Annotated in this window: 10 protein-coding genes, 1 other RNA gene and 1 pseudogene; 8 read left to right on the plus strand and 4 right to left on the minus strand. The window is 37.5% G+C overall.

The window, feature by feature from the left end:
- Positions 1-67: 67 nt before the first annotated feature.
- Complete coding sequence (locus NBW36_RS04560; RefSeq protein WP_250239160.1) at positions 68-775, minus strand: IS6 family transposase; 708 nt, start codon at positions 773-775, stop codon at positions 68-70.
- Between the two features lie 299 nt (positions 776-1,074).
- On the opposite strand from NBW36_RS04560, the gene NBW36_RS04565 reads away from it, so the two are divergent.
- Entirely contained in the window at positions 1,075-2,685 is a 1,611-nt protein-coding gene (locus NBW36_RS04565) for a tetratricopeptide repeat protein (protein ID WP_250238077.1), read from the plus strand.
- A 241-nt stretch (positions 2,686-2,926) separates the two neighbouring features.
- Here the strand turns inward: NBW36_RS04565 and NBW36_RS04570 are convergent, their stop codons facing one another.
- From NBW36_RS04570 to NBW36_RS04580, 3 genes are all read right to left on the minus strand, one after another.
- Entirely contained in the window at positions 2,927-3,580 is a 654-nt protein-coding gene (locus NBW36_RS04570; RefSeq protein ID WP_250238079.1) for a hypothetical protein, read from the minus strand.
- 93 nt (positions 3,581-3,673) lie between these two features.
- Complete coding sequence (locus NBW36_RS04575) at positions 3,674-4,309, minus strand: site-2 protease family protein (protein WP_250238081.1); 636 nt, start codon at positions 4,307-4,309, stop codon at positions 3,674-3,676.
- A gap of 232 nt (positions 4,310-4,541) precedes the next feature.
- Positions 4,542-5,249, minus strand: coding sequence for an IS6 family transposase (locus NBW36_RS04580; protein ID WP_250239162.1), 708 nt, complete (start codon positions 5,247-5,249; stop codon positions 4,542-4,544).
- 491 nt (positions 5,250-5,740) lie between these two features.
- On the opposite strand from NBW36_RS04580, the gene NBW36_RS04585 reads away from it, so the two are divergent.
- From NBW36_RS04585 to NBW36_RS04615, 7 genes and pseudogenes are all read left to right on the plus strand, one after another.
- Complete coding sequence (locus NBW36_RS04585) at positions 5,741-7,411, plus strand: ABC-F family ATP-binding cassette domain-containing protein (protein ID WP_305883058.1); 1,671 nt, start codon at positions 5,741-5,743, stop codon at positions 7,409-7,411.
- Positions 7,412-8,249: 838 nt separating this feature from the next.
- Positions 8,250-9,356 carry a signal peptidase I gene (lepB, locus tag NBW36_RS04590; protein ID WP_250238083.1) on the plus strand — a complete coding sequence of 369 codons (1,107 nt, stop codon included), beginning with the start codon at positions 8,250-8,252 and terminating at the stop codon, positions 9,354-9,356.
- A gap of 15 nt (positions 9,357-9,371) precedes the next feature.
- Positions 9,372-9,763: RNase P RNA component class A (gene rnpB, locus NBW36_RS04595), an RNA gene on the plus strand.
- 307 nt (positions 9,764-10,070) lie between these two features.
- Positions 10,071-11,543: a proline--tRNA ligase gene (proS, locus tag NBW36_RS04600; RefSeq protein ID WP_250238084.1), complete on the plus strand. Its 1,473-nt coding sequence runs from the start codon at positions 10,071-10,073 to the stop codon at positions 11,541-11,543.
- 8 nt (positions 11,544-11,551) lie between these two features.
- Positions 11,552-12,793, plus strand: a complete 1,242-nt coding sequence (locus NBW36_RS04605; RefSeq protein ID WP_250238085.1) for an ABC transporter permease — start codon at positions 11,552-11,554, stop codon at positions 12,791-12,793.
- Between the two features lie 83 nt (positions 12,794-12,876).
- Positions 12,877-13,881, plus strand: a complete 1,005-nt coding sequence (gene tsaD, locus NBW36_RS04610) for a tRNA (adenosine(37)-N6)-threonylcarbamoyltransferase complex transferase subunit TsaD (RefSeq protein WP_250238086.1) — start codon at positions 12,877-12,879, stop codon at positions 13,879-13,881.
- Positions 13,882-14,707: 826 nt separating this feature from the next.
- Positions 14,708-15,900: pseudogene (locus NBW36_RS04615) on the plus strand (IS256 family transposase).
- The last annotated feature ends 107 nt before the right edge of the window (positions 15,901-16,007 follow it).

The following is a 16,007-nucleotide window of genomic DNA, read 5'->3' on the forward strand; positions in this document are numbered from 1 at the left end:
TTTATTGGTTCTGTCGCGTCTATATTTTCGTTAGTATAGGTTTTTCGTTTAAGTCAAATTTTGGATATTATGCGGCCATTAAGATAGCAAAGTTCTCAAAAGTAGAAAGATGATTTTTAGCTCCTCTTACTTGTCCTTTTTGAATCATACGAATGTTTTCTATCCCTGAAATAGTAATGGAAGCAGAATAAAAATTCTTAAAACCCAGCATAGGTTTTATCCGTTTTTTGATAAACCTATGATCTTGTTCAACTCTATTATTCAAATATTTGTTTTGCAATATTTGAATGGTATGATCTTGATCAAGATCTGTATTGATCGCATCAAGGGCAGCTTTATTACTACCGCTTTTGTCAATTACTACTTTCTTAGGAATATTATTTTCTGTGATCGCCTTGCGAAAAAAAGAAAGCGTTGAAGACTTGTCTCTATGATCAGATAGAAAAAAGTCAACTGTATCACCATAACGATCTACTGCTCTATATAAATAGATCCACTTCCCGTTTAGTTTAACATAGGTTTCATCCATTTTCCAACTACTACCAATTGGTCGTTTTCTTTTTCTTACTGCTTTATCTATCAGAGGAACAAACTTAATAACCCATCTCTGTAGCGTAGAATGATCAACTCTTGCGCCTCTCATACGCATCATCTCTTCCAAATCTCTATAGCTCAAGGAAAAACGACACTTCATGTATACAAATAACAGAATGACTTCTGATGAAGAACAATAACCTTTAAAATATGGTAATAACTCGGGAGAAATATTAAACATAATAACTACTTTTTTAAATACCGATACTAAAATAATCATTTTTTAGAATAAACGCGACAGAACCATCAGTCCAGTATATGGGTATTTTATGGGCGGATCTAGTGTGCGCTTTGGTTATTTTTTTATTTCACTTGTATATTTTTTTCAAAATTCTGTTTTACCTTGTGAGGGTTAACACATGATTTGCACACGCTGATCCTTGCAAGAGGTAGGTCTATAGCAAATACAAAATCGATCGAAAGCGTTTTTATGCTAGCAAGCCTGTTCAGGTGCCAAGTGGTAAAATAATACATTAAAATATGGGTAAAAAAAAGTATTGGGTGATAATCAATAAAACAAGCATATATACACTTTGTTGCTTGCTCATGTGTTTGGTTATGCCCCATCAGATTTTTGCTATCCCTTCGTCCATAGCGCGCATTGTGCGTATCTTTGAAGGCCAAGATAGGCAGAAAAGCGCTAAGGCAAAATCTGGTGAGGCTATGGTTGGATCGGTAGATGGTGCGGCCAATGCTTCCCAATCCGCTGACCCATCCCCTCTCTCTAATGCGCAACAGGCTCGACTAGCTATAGATGAAGCGATTAAAGATAGTAAACTGGTCAACCATCCTGCTACGTGGTATTATAGAGGCGTTATTTACGATCGACTTTTGCGGGATCATATTGCTTCGGAAGAAGCATCCACTTTATTGAATGAAGCACTTGCAGCCTATGCGCAGGCTAAAAAATTGGGGTTACAAAAAAATAAACAATTGCATAGTTTTGCTGTTGGCAACCTAGCTGCGCTATGGCGTTATTTCTTAAATAGGGGCATGGGCTACTATAGGCAAGAGGTGGTTGATCAAGCAATCGAGCAATTTGTTATTTGCAGGCGTATTTTACCGGAAAAACCTACGCCATTGTTATATATGGCTATTGTGTATCATAATGCTGATCAGCCAGAAGCGGCGTTGCGTTATTATCAAGACTATGTAGCAGTACAAGGGCCACAATTTGCAGTTGCGCGTGCGATGGCTGCTATTCATTATCATAAGCTTAAAAATTTTGATAAGGCCATAACCATTCTTAATGCAGCACTTCTTCAATTTTCTTTTAATAATGAGTTATTAGAAGAAAAGTGCCTAATTTATGAAGCTTCTGGAAAAATAAATGATTATGCTGCTTCTTTAGCGGTTGGGGTGCAACATAAAAAGATAGATGCATGTTATGCATATGCGTATCTTCTGGAATATCAAGGGCGTATGCAGGAGGCCATTCGTTATTATCAACAAGTGTTAAAAGATCATCCATATCAATATGATACGCTTCTTCAGATAGGTTTTTTATTTTATAATGAAGCCATAAAACTATATGTTCATACCCTAAAGTCAGTAGGAGATAAGGCACAACTGGAAAATCCTAGACTGGTTGACTGGTGCGGGTCTATGCAGGTAACGGTGCGGTGCCTATTGTCCCATGCTAGGGAATGGATAGGGATTGACTGCTTATTACCCGTTTGGATGGGTTGGTTCCCACGACCATTTTCTGCTAGCCTTAGATGGGTAGTATATGATCATCCCCTTGCTAAGCATAGTAAGATCAGCAGTTTGCACCATCTGGTACAAGCAGGAATGCTACCCTATACAAGTCCTTTATATGGCTACATCCATACAAAAAATGCAACTGAATTGGCGGGTAATAAGTGGGTAGAAACTATAGCAGCCCTAGAAAAATATCTAAAAAAATCTTTGTATTACCTAAAAGTAGCGCGTGCACAAGACAAAAAAGATAAAGCAGTTGCACAAGCTTTGTATTATGGCTACTACCACTTAAAAAAATATGGCTCTGCTTATAGGCTATTACGAGCGATGCAAAAGCAAAAACAATACCTTGAAGATGATCCATTTATGGAACATAAAGCAAGGGAGTAACCCATTGTACCCCCCTGTTTGGTTAGATTTGTTCAGCCAATGGTGGGGGCTTCAGTAAATTGTATACTGTTTTCTTATTGATTAAAAGACATTAATTTTACTGCACGCCAAATTTTTTATCGGTGGCCATAAGCAGGGGAGTATACTAACCATCTATTAACCACTTTTGCACGTCTGCGCTAAAATACATTTACCGTCCCTACCATTGGCTAAAATGGGTACGTAGCTGAACCGGATATATTTATGTGATCTTTTCATACAAAAAGATAGTTCCGTGTTGTGATGCTATATGCATCGCGCCTGTAGTAGAAAGAGCAGTTCGAGTACCATTATTATTGTAATAATACCAGTTTTGCTCCGATTTAACCAAGGCAACTAAGCGCTCTGGTACCACATCATTTGCTGGAATATGTATTAGAAATGCTTTTAAATCAAAGGTGTCCGGTAATTCCCGGTTGGATTTAATGGTTATAGACTCTGCTCCTATGCAGCCATCTCGTGAGCCATCTTCTTGATTTTCTACAACAAAGATAAATAGTCTATTGGGCAGTCTATTAGGTTGGCCTTTACGAACATGGTTTACTGTTTCTAGTTTAGCTGCTATGGATGCCGTGAAATCATCCTGTGGCCTCACGCTACAGGTAACGTATTTGTTCCAGCCTATATCTGTTATAAGCTTCTTTACATTTTCAAATCTTTGGCAAAAATGAAACAGCTTATCCCCAAGCGGGTCGCATGGTTGAACCTCGTTAGGTATACTTTTACTTGGCTTTTTTTTACAATTTAGCCCTATGGTAGGGCTTTCCATATATTCCTGATCATCAATAGGGTCTGGTTCATATCTAGGTGCATCTCTTTTGCAAGCTATACCCATTACCATTAATAATAGGCTCATAAACCCTAGCTGGGCTTGGCTGAATAAACCAAATTTCCATTTCATACAATAGGGTTTGGTTTTAAAGGTTAAAATGTATGCTTATCCCTTTTGTTACCATTCTCGTTCTTTTTGCCAAAGTTTACAATAATGCCATCCACATATAAAGAGCTGTATGATAAAAAACCAGTGATAACCTTGAAAATAGAAGAAAGGAATGGCCATGGCAGCAGCAACCAGTCCGATTATAATACTGGCCAGATATCCCTTATGGCCAAACCTTTTTTCTAGTATATAACGCACCAACCAGCCACCATCAAGTGGCGCAATGGGTATTAAATTCAACAACAACCATCTACCATTGATATACGTCGTCACAAATAGCAGATGTTTCAATAAATAGCTGCTAAAAATATTAAATTGAAGCAATAAATAAGCTATCAATGCCAATAATCCTTGAAACAGTGGCCCTGCAAGGGTAATTAAAAATTGTTGTTTATCTGTTGTACGTGATGTATTGAAGAGGGTGGTTCCACCAAAAGCTTGTAATACAATAATGGGCTCTGCATCAAAAAAAAGAGCAGTTAACGCATGACCATATTCATGGATGAGTATACTAAAGGTAAAGATACTAGACCATAGTAAGCTTTCAATATATTGGCCGCCTATATTACCCATTACCAATAATAAAAAGATCCAATAACTCAGATCAATAGATACTGAAACCTTTAAAAATCTAAAATGCAACACAGTACTATATAATTTTAGATAATCAACCTATAGATTAAATGGCGCATGATGTGGCTCTGTCCAATTAAGTGTGTAAATTATTTTTTTGGTTTATTAGATTCTATTTTCTAATTTAATCAAAAAATGTGCCATAGCCTCACTCCAATTATGAATAGGGATCGTTCACTTTCTGGTTCTGTCGCGTCTATAGTTTTCTTAGTATAGGTTTTTCGTTTAAGTCAAATTTTGGATATTATGCGGCCATTAAGATAGCAAAGTTCTCAAAAGTAGAAAGATGATTTTTAGCTCCTCTTACTTGTCCTTTTTGAATCATACGAATGTTTTCTATCCCTGAAATAGTAATGGAAGCAGAATAAAAATTCTTAAAACCCAGCATAGGTTTTATCCGTTTTTTGATAAACCTATGATCTTGTTCAACTCTATTATTCAAATATTTGTTTTGCAATATTTGAATGGTATGATCTTGATCAAGATCTGTATTGATCGCATCAAGGGCAGCTTTATTACTACCGCTTTTGTCAATTACTACTTTCTTAGGAATATTATTTTCTGTGATCGCCTTGCGAAAAAAAGAAAGCGTTGAAGACTTGTCTCTATGATCAGATAGAAAAAAGTCAACTGTATCACCATAACGATCTACTGCTCTATATAAATAGATCCACTTCCCGTTTAGTTTAACATAGGTTTCATCCATTTTCCAACTACTACCAATTGGTCGTTTTCTTTTTCTTACTGCTTTATCTATCAGAGGAACAAACTTAATAACCCATCTCTGTAGCGTAGAATGATCAACTCTTGCGCCTCTCATACGCATCATCTCTTCCAAATCTCTATAGCTCAAGGAAAAACGACACTTCATGTATACAAATAACAGGATGACTTCTGATGAAGAACAATAACCTTTAAAATATGGTAATAACTCGGGAGAAGTATTAAACATAATAACTACTTTTTTAAATACCGATACTAAAATAATCATTTTTTAGAATAAACGCGACAGAACCTACTATACAGCTATCCATCCAGTAAGCATATTATAGTAATGAAAATTGTCTTATATTTGCACTCTATAGCATAAAACGGTCAATAGTGTGAACTTAAGGAAAAAATCAGTAGCTATTGCAAGACATAGTATATTGAAAATAGAATTATGCATTCAGCAGTTATGGAACTTGTTGGCCCTAATTACGAAAAAAACCGCCCCTTGTAAAAAATTGCGGTTAGAAAGTGCACCTTTTATAACTAGTAATTTTCTAAAAAAACGCGTATTGTAAAAAGTTGTCATTAAGAAGGACCAGAAAATCAGTTTGGTTGGATCCGCAAGGCGGATGCTGGTTTTTCATCTTTACGGGGGCAATTACAGCAGCTTTTTGCACAACGCTTGATTTTTTACTTGCTTTTTGATCTAGCAAAAAGTAAGGTATAAATTCCTTGTATCAGGCAAAAAGTGGTACAACCATTGCCTTAACATGCTCGAAAAAGCTAATAAATTCCATGATTGTAATCAATGACCTTACCTATCATTTGGGCAAGCGGACTTTATATGATGCAGCTTCTCTTCCTATCAAGCCCAAAGATAAAATTGGCCTAATTGGTCCTAACGGGGCGGGAAAATCTACGCTGTTAAAGATTATTACGGGTGACCTTACACCAGATGGTGGCAAGGTTACCAGAAGAAAAGAATGCTCTATTGGTTTTCTGAACCAGGACTTGCTTTCGTATCAATCTCAGGACAGTATTCGCAATGTAGCCATGCAAGCTTTCAGTGAAGCATTGGTTACGCAAAAAAAGATTGAATCTTTGTGTCAACAGATGGAGGTCAACTATTCGGATGATTTGCTGAGGCAGCTATCGAATCTACAAGAAACTTTTGAGCGGATAGGGGGATATGATATACAGTCAAGGACCGAGGCCATGTTAGAGGGGATTGGTTTTGCAACCAAAGATTTGGATCGTTCTCTTTCTGAATTTTCAGGAGGGTGGCGCATGCGGGTTATGTTTGCCAAACTGCTTTTGCAACAACCTTCTTTGTTGATATTGGATGAACCCACTAACCACTTGGATCTGGTTTCCATTAAGTGGGTAGAAGCCTATTTAAAAAACTACGATAGTGCTTTTATAGTGGTTTCACATGATAGAAGCTTTTTAGATGGTACGACTACTAAAATTGTAGAGATTGCTGATAAAAAATTTACCGTTTATGTAGGCAACTACAGTGACTATGAAATACAGAAATCAGAAAGGAGTACGTTACTGGAAAATGCCTATGCCAATCAACAAAAACAGCTGAAGCACGCACAAAAATTTATAGATCGTTTTAGAGCAAAGACTAGCAAAGCCAAACTAGTTCAGTCTAAGATTAAGGCATTAGATAAGGTAGAGAAAATAGAGGCACCTGTTGCGCATCGTAAAACCATAAAGTTCCAATTTTCCATCAAGCAAAATCCAAGCAAAATTATTGCCGTAATAGAAAAAATACATAAATCGTATGGTTCCGTATCGATTCTAGAAGATGCCATTGTAGAAATCAACAGGGGCGATAAAATCGCCTTAATTGGTGCAAATGGACGTGGTAAAACCACACTGTTGCGTATTATAGCAGGGCATGCGTTAGCTGAGCAGCAACAAAGGAGCTTTGGTAATAATGTAGAGATGGTTTTTTATGCACAACATCACTTAGAAGCCTTAAATTTAGAGCATACCATTATAGAGGCATTGCGTACCCATAATAGTAATGGCACGGAACAGATAGAACAAGCGCTTCGTACCATAGCGGGTATGTTTCTTTTCACGAAAGATGATGTATTTAAAAAAATAGAGGTGCTCTCCGGTGGAGAAAAAGCACGCGTTGCCTTAGCAACTGTACTACTTTCTCAAGCAAATTTTCTATTACTCGACGAACCAACCAACCATTTAGATATGCATTCTATTGATGCACTCGGACAAGCCCTACAACAATATGAGGGTACTTGCTTATTTGTATCACACGACCGTAGCTTTATTCAACAGGTCGCCAATAAAATTTGGTACATCGAAAACAAAAAGGTAAAGGTATTTCCTGGCAGTTATGAAGAATTTAAGGAGACAGTTAACCTGACCTAGAAAGGAATGTTGATCATACTTTTTGCTGGATCAAAAAGTATGCAAAAAAAATTAACCCCTGTGCAAAAAGTTGAGCAAGCTTTTACAAGGGGCGGTTTTTTCTTCTTTTAGTTGACCTATTGCAATCCTAAACCTCTCCTCAAGTTAAATGAAGCTGGAACGTTTACGGATAAAGGATTGATGTTTAGTGAATTTATTTTGTTTATTGGCAATAAATGCTTAACATGTGCTAAACAGTTCAGTACTTAACAGGTGGTTTAACAAAAACAGAAGTGGATACAAGCACGAAAGAGCAATTTAGCACTTCGATATATACCATTGGGTTGCCCGTGCTATTGATATGGAGCTGGACTGGAGCTATTCGGCCAGATTTTAAAGAAGATTATTTCCATGGTCGCTTTTTTGGGGGGCGTCATCCTTTTTTTTGTATTAGCGGTGTGTACAAAACCATGGACGCAACTGGGACGGAATTAAAGAAGGATAATATCACCTTTGATAAAGATCACCCAAGGTTTAAACTTGGGTTTATAGGTAGAGGCTCTTTCGAATTTCCGAATGGGTTGCTTCTGGAAACAAAAGGTATGAGCCCTTATAATCTGTTAGGTCATCCAAATAAGGAGGACCGGCGTCCTTTGGGTCTTTCCATCTTTCTGCGGGCTATAATTTTGCCAAGTTGTTAACTTAGGTTAGTGGTTTAGCTCTATTTTTAGATGTAAAGTACAATCATTTATACACCATTCATGCAGCTGACCAGCCTTTTTTTAGCAAAATTCCCAAGAGTGTGTTATATTGCATACTAATCAGCTATGGTAGCTGTTATTCATAACGAGGCGTACGCATGAAGACTTCTTTTGCAGCTAAAAAACAGGGAGGGGTTGGCTCAGCTGTAGGTGCCATTCGAAATGGGGTAAGTTCTGTCTTTTTTGCCGCTATGGTAGCTGCCTTAATTCGTTGGATGGTGATTGGGCTATATGTTATACCTTCTGGCTCGATGGAGCCAACACTTTTATCTGGAGATTTTGTATTGGTCAGTAAGCTCCATTATGGTGCCCGTACACCAGCTACTCCATTGCAAATTCCAATCACCCATCGAACGATTCCAGGTACACGGATTCCTGCTTACCTTGACTGGATTGAATTGCCTCAATATCGTTTACCTGGATTGAGTAAGATCAAACGCAATGATGTCATTGTTTTTAATACCACCGAAGGTCATGACCCCCCTGATTTACGGGAATATTGGATAAAGCGTTGCATTGCACTTCCTGGTGATCTGGTACATATAGTCCACAAGCAACTTTATGTGAACGATACACCAGCTGATCCAGCGGATAGGGTGCAATATTGTTATTTCATGAAAACCAAGCGCATCTTGACGACTGCTTGGTTTGAAAAAAATAGTATTAGAAACCCTATACGGTCTACTGTTCCCGGTCGTGAAGGCTATACGATTTATACTACACCAGAAAAAGTTAAGCAACTTACTACTATTCTGCCTACTTTCATACAGTCAGTAAATCTGGTGGAAGATCAGGCAGGCGTCTTTCCGTCCAGTATCTATGGTTTTAACCCTACTTTGGGGTGGACCAAGGATAATTTTGGACCGCTGCAGGTGCCTAGTAAGGGAATGGTTATTCAAATGGACGCGCAAAATATTCTATTGTATCGTACTACTATAGAAAGATTCGAGGGGAAGCAAGATATTCGGTTCACTAAAGCCGCATGTTGGATAGATGGTCAAGAGGTAATACACTATACTTTTTGTAAGGATTATTATTTTGCAATGGGAGATAACCGTGATCAGTCTGGCGACTCTAGATTTATTGGGTTTATTCCAGAAGATCATATTGTGGGCAAGGCAGTTATGGTTTTGTTGTCTTCAGATAGAAGCAAACCGTTTTTCAGTGGTATCCGTTGGAATAGGCTATTCCACGTTGTAAATTAGCAACTGATTATAGAAAAAACAAGCTGGCTTGTCGCTTTGGCTATTAAAGTCAAAGAGGAAAGTCCGGGCAATACAGAGCACCCTACTTCTTAACAGGAAGGCATATGGAGACAAATCCATATGACAGAAAGTGCCACAGAAAACAAACCGCTATCTGTAATAAGAGAGTAAGGGTGAAAAGGTGAGGTAAGGGCTCACCGCTCTATTGGTGACAATAGAGGCAGGGTAAACCTTAGGGATTGCAAGGCCAAATAGGCATGTCTACGCTATAGCGTGACGGGCTGCTCGTTCGTTTTTAAGACATGTGGGTGGGCCGCTAGAGGTCATAAGTGATTATGGCTCCAGATAAATGACAAGCAGTGTGCTATGGCACACTACAGAACCCGGCTTATAGGCTTGTTTTTCTTTAGTTATTAAAGAACTTGTATGCTGCTTTTTGCTTGATCAAAAGAATGATATCTTGCTTCTATTCAGCTTTCTGGCAACACGAAACAAGAAAAACCGCCCCTTGTAAAAAGTTGTGATCAGAAAGTGCACCTTACATCTGAAACCAAAAACAGTTTAATTAGGCTCGTATGGAGGCTTCTGTTTTTCCGGTGTCCTTTCAGCAACTTTTTGCACAGGGCTTGATTTTTGGGCTATTTTCTTATCAAGAAAAAGTAGCATATACATTCCTTTGATCAAGCAAAAAGTACAATAAAAATTCCTTTAGATATGACCCCTTTACCTACAAGAGCATCTAATTTTTCAGCTTGGTATAATGAATTAGTAGTACGTGCAGGTCTGGCAGAAAATGCTTCTGTACGGGGCTGTATGATTATTAAACCTTATGGTTATGCCATTTGGGAAAAGTTGCAAACGATTTTTGACGCTGCCTTTAAAGAAACGGGCCATGTAAATGGTTATTTTCCTTTACTCATTCCAAAATCTTACTTAAGCAAAGAGGCGGACCATGTAGAAGGTTTTGCCAAAGAATGTGCCGTTGTGACCCATTATCGCTTAAAGATGGCTCAAGATGGTCGTGGTGTGGTAGTCGACCCTACTGCTAAGTTAGAGGAAGAACTTATTGTACGCCCTACCTCAGAAGCCATTATATGGAGTACCTACAAAAATTGGATTCAATCTTACAGAGATCTTCCTATCTTACTGAATCAGTGGTGTAACATAGTCCGTTGGGAAATGCGTACGAAGCTCTTTTTGCGTACTACAGAGTTTTTATGGCAAGAAGGACATACTGCCCATGGTACTCAGGCAGAAGCTGAAGCGGAAGCTTTACAAATGTTACATTTGTATGAGCGCATTATTAGAGACTATATGGCTATACCCTTAGTAAAGGGTATTAAAACTGTAAGTGAGCGCTTTGCTGGTGCGGAAACGACCTATACCATTGAAGCCCTTATGCAGGATGGCAAGGCCCTACAAGCTGGTACGGCACATTACCTAGGCCAACGGTTTGCTAAAGCCTTTGACGTAACTTTTACCAATCAAGCGGGTATACGTGACTATGTATGGGGTACTTCCTGGGGTATTACTACACGGTTGATGGGCGCATTGATTATGATCCATTCGGATGATGATGGCTTGGTCCTGCCTCCCAAAATTGCCCCCATACAGGTAGTAATGGTGCCGATTTATAAAACAGAGGCAGAACGTGCGGCAGTGGTTGCCCAATTGTCGGATTTGCAAAAACTATTAATCACCCAAAGGGTGCGTGTTCAGCTAGATGATAGAGATATCCGTAAGCCAGGTTATAAATTTGCAGAATATGAACAAAAGGGTGTTCCTATTCGTGTAGCGTTAGGGCCTAATGATGTGCAAAATAAAACGGTTGAATTGGCACGTAGGGATACAAAGGAAAAGGTAACCATTCCTATAGACCATTTGACCCAACAAGTTATGGATTGGTTAGAAACGATTCAGGTGCATATCTATCAGCGGGCCTTTGCATTACACCAACAACGTACCCTATTGGTGGATGATTATGCTACTTTTAAAAGGCTTATCGCTAGCAAAGGAGGCTTTTTGATGGCCCATTGGGATGGAACTACAGCAACAGAAGAAAAAATTAAAGCTGAAACAAAAGCTACTATCCGTTGTATACCATTAGATGGAAGCGAGGAGCCGGGCTACTGTATCTATTCAGGCAAACCGTCTAAAAGGCGGGTGGTTTTTGCGCAGGCCTATTAACCCTATCTATGTTATCTTTTCAGACCATTTGCTGGATTAGATTGGTTGCAAACCGAGTGCGGCAACGTAGCAGTGGTGCTTTTTCTGCTTCTATAGACAAAATAGTCACTTTAAGCATTACCATAGGCACCGCTTCTATATTGATCGCTTCAATGGTAATGATTGGATTTCAGAAAGAAATTACAAAAAAAATAACCGATTTTGCTGGAGACTTCGAAATTACCAAATATAGCGGTGTCCAGAACCCTTATGAGCCCACACTCGTGCAAGTTTCACAAGTGAGCCGCCTCATCACTGATTTACCTAGTTTCATTGAAAAAGTAACCGCATTTAACCAAAAGCTTATGCTGATCCATACTAAGGTAGGCGTAGAGGGTATATTGTGCAAGGGCATCGATCCTATGGTAACTCATAAAACATTGGAAGATTATTTAATAGCAGGTAGGCTGCCTGATTTAACCAAGGTAACGTATCAAAATGAATTATCTATTAGCCATCACCTTGCCCAAAAACTCTCCATTCAATTAGGTGATACAGTAGTGGTCCATACGGTAGACCCTACAGCACGCTACCGGAAGTTAAAGATTGTGGGTATCTATCGCACTTATTTAAGTGATATAGATGAAAATTTGGCTTTTTGTGATATGCGCCTTATGCAACGGTTGAATAATTGGCCTTCAGAAACCGTAAATGGGTATACCATTTTTTTGAAAGATCATGTGTCCCCAACAAAAGCATTACGAAACACTATTTTACGTCTTATAGACTACGATTTGCGTCTTATGAGCACCCAATGTAAGTACACGCGTTTTTATGATTGGCTGGCTATTATTCAAAAGAATACCATTATTTTTATTGTTTTTATCCTATTGGTGGCAGGATGCACTATGGTGGCTACCATTATGATTCAACTGATGGAGCGTAGCTATATGGTAGGCGTGTTAAAAGTTTTAGGGGCTTATGCTTGGCAAATAGATTCCATTTTGCTCTATAATAGTCTACGTACCCTATGTTTGGGCATGGTATATGGAAACATCCTAGGTATAGGATTGTGTGTTTTGCAAGTGCACTATAGGTGTATTACACTTGAACCAGCACTCTACTATATGCGTTACGTGCCCATTTATAGCCATTGGAAAGTCATTTTATGCCCCAATCTACTGATACTGGGTACCCTCTCTGTTGCGTTATATTTTACGATGAAGTGTTTAAGGCAAAAAAAACTTATAGAGGCATTTCAGGAGGGGTAAAGGCATTTTTATCTTATTTATATCTTAGTAGTAAGTTGTATGAAAATGATACACGATAGTAGTTAAGATGTATATCATTTAAAATGAATCATCCATTAACTATTCTTGGTATTGAATCTTCTTGTGACGAAACAGCTGCTTCTGTAATCCATGGTGGCAAAATAGTAAGCAGTGTGGTTACGAGCCAATTGATGCATCAAAAATATGGTGGCGTTGTCCCAGAGCTTGCAGCAAGAGCACATGAAACCAACATTATGCCAGTTGTAACCGCTGCACTAGAAGAAGCAGCCATTCAAAAGAGTGCATTAGATGGCATTGGATTTACGCAAGGTCCAGGGTTACTAGGTCCGCTTTTAGTGGGTGGTTGTTTTGCCAAATCGTTAGCTTTTTCGCTTGGTATACCGCTAATAGGTGTCCATCATATTCAAGCACATGTATTGGCTAATTTTATCGATGACCCTAAACCTACCTTCCCTTTTCTCTGTTTGACCGTTAGTGGAGGACATACCCAAATTATTTTGGTAAAAGATTATTTTTCTATGGAGGTTTTAGGAGCAACCCAAGATGATGCCGCAGGAGAGGCCTTTGATAAAATAGCCCATTTAATGGGTTTTGGCTATCCAGGTGGTGCTTTAATAGATCGCTATGCTCAAGAGGGTAATCCCCAAGCTTTTGATTTTCCAGCTGCTCATATGCCCGATTTTGATTTTTCATTTAGCGGTATCAAGACAGCTTTTTCGCTATTTATTCAAAATAAGACTCCTGAATATATCCGAACCAATCGAGCTGATATCTGTGCCAGTATTCAAGCCATTTTGGTGCGTATGTTATTGGATAAGTTGGTTAAAGCAGCTCAAAAGAGTGGTATCAGCACCATTGCATTGGCCGGAGGCGTAGCGGTTAATAGCTATTTGCGGCAGCAGCTCAAGCAATTGGCTCAGAAACATCGTTGGACCACTTTTATACCTGCTATAACCTATTGTACAGATAATGCAGCTATGGTAGCCATTACGGCTTATTATAAATATCAGTTAAAGGCATTTGCTCGTTTCACTAGCCCATCTTTGCCTAGGTATCCCATTATTTAATCGGATGCACTTTTTATACGTTAACGCTATTGGCCGAACGAATATAAAAAAGAAAAGTATCTGTTCAAATCAGTGGTAAATAAGGCATTTATAACAAATAACCGATATAGAGATAAGAAAATAATAGGTTAAAACCTGATGTAGAGCTGTGTGTCCCATTTTTAGGAGAGAAAGTAGTTTTTATTCCAACGGTAATGCCTTCTAAATTACCCATCTTACTTAAATACCTGAGTTCGGGATTAGATTATTTTTTCATTTGATAATCAATATTAATAAAAATTTATAAAATTTGTTTTATAGACAGTTAAACAGGTAGTTGAATAACAAATAATTCCGGTAATCAGTTTATTATATATATTATATTTATAAAATTAGATATAAAAACTTGTTAAATAGGTGCAAATATTAACTAAATAATTGATATTAGATTGTTGTAAATCAGTCAAATAAATCCCGAACTCACGTTAAAAGTAAATTTTACGAAAATTTTAATAAATTTCTTATTAACGTGAATTCGGGATTAGATTATTTTTTCATTTGATAATCAATATTAATAAAAATTTATAAAATTTGTTTTATTAGACAGTTAAATAGGTAGTTGAATAACAAATAATTCTGATAATCAGTTTATTATATATATTATATTTATAAAATTAGATATAAAAACTTGTTAAATAGGTGCAAATATTAACTAAATAATTGATATTAAATTGTTGTAAATCGGTCAAATAAATCCCGAACTCACTTTATAAATATTTTTTAGGATTTATCTTTACCTAAATCATAACACTTAAAACAATGAAAAGAAAAGAGACAGAAAGATGGGATAAGCAAGGCCATAGATGTACTGATAGAATCAGGTGTAGACCTTTCCAGACTTTTTGATCAAGACGGCTTACTCAAACAATTAAGTAAGCGTCTTGTAGAAAAAGCATTACAGTCAGAAATGGATGACCATTTAGGTTATAATAAGTATGCACGTAGTGATTCAGAGAATGCACGTAATAGATTATCCAGTAAGCAAGTTATTACTGATAATGGCGTTATATCGGTTGAAGTACCCAGAGATAGAGCATCGACTTTTGAACCTATTTTATTGCCTAAGCGTCAAACAAGAATTCCTGGTTTGGATGATAAGATCTTATCTTTATATGCTAAAGGTATGAGTCTGTCAGATATTCAGATTCAAATACAGGAATTATATGGCGCAGAAGTAAGTGAAAGCCTGATAAGTAACATCACAGACTCTATTATTGAAGATGTTAAGATATGGCAAAATCATCCCTTAGAATCAGTCTATTCTATTGTTTTTTTTGATTGCTTTGTAGTTAAAGTTAGACAAGATAAGCGCATCATCAACAAGGCAGTCTATGTCGCTTTAGGTATAGATAGATCTAGCATAAAGGATGTTTTAGGGCTTTGGATGAGTGAAAATGAAGAGGCTAAATTTTGGTTAGGCAATTTAACAGAACTCAAAAATCGGGGTATGAACGATGTGCTCATTGCATGTACAGATAATTTGTCAGGCATGTCTGAGGCCATTGCTGCTGTATACCCAAAAACGGAACATCAGCTCTGTATTGTTCATGCAATTAGGGGTAGTTTGCAGTATGTTTCTTATAAACATAGAAAGGTATTAGTTGCTGATTTAAAACCAATTTATACAGCAGTTACCGAGCAAGAAGCATTGATGGCCTTAGAAGCTTTTGCTACTAAGTGGAATCAACAATACCCACAAATAGCCCAATCTTGGTATGCTAACTGGGATAATCTGATGGTATTTTTACAGTACCCTAATGCCATACGTAAGGTCATTTACACAACAAATGTTTGGAATCTGTAAATAGCCAATTTCGTAGAGTTACCAAAAATAAAAGAGTGTTCCCTAATGATCTAGCTGTTTTTAAAACATTATATCTAACTATTAACTGCATGACTAGAAAATGGACCACCTTTATTCATAACTGGAGCGAGGCTATGGCATATTTTTTAATTAAATTTGAAAACAGAATTGAATAAAATCAAAAAAATAATTTACACACTTAAGTGGATAAAGCCACTTTTGAGAATTTTGTTATGCTAATGGCCAAATAATACCCAATATATATCCAAAACTTCACTTAAAA

Origin of the sequence: Cardinium endosymbiont of Oedothorax gibbosus (assembly GCF_936981045.1) — a bacterium.
GTDB lineage: Bacteria > Bacteroidota > Bacteroidia > Cytophagales > Amoebophilaceae > Cardinium.